The organism is Monashia sp. HAY1-2A, assembly GCF_056755315.1.
The window spans coordinates 1-264 of record NZ_JBNDHY010000467.1; the positions used below are offsets into that span (position 1 = coordinate 1).

Annotated in this window: 1 protein-coding gene; it reads left to right on the forward strand. The window is 43.2% G+C overall.

What is annotated here, in order from left to right; genetic code table 11:
- The coding region (locus tag ACPYOM_RS22730; RefSeq protein ID WP_481347702.1) for a hypothetical protein at window positions 1-264 on the forward strand (264 nt) is incomplete at both ends.

Consider the following 264-nt stretch of genomic DNA (forward strand, 5'->3'; position numbering starts at 1 on the left):
GGGGTATATAACGGGCATTACTATTTCTCAATGGGCTATTTTACTTACTTTTGTTCTGGCTTTAGTACTGGCAATCGGTAAAAGGAGAGGAGAACTTATCAATGCACAGGTTTCGGGGAAAACGAGAAGAGCGCTGGACGGATACAATGTACAGTTTGCCGATATTGCTCTTTCCATCTCTGTAACGCTGGCCATTGTCTGCTACATCATGTTTACCCTGTCGCCGGAAGTTCAGGAAAAATTCCACCAACGTGTTTTTTATAC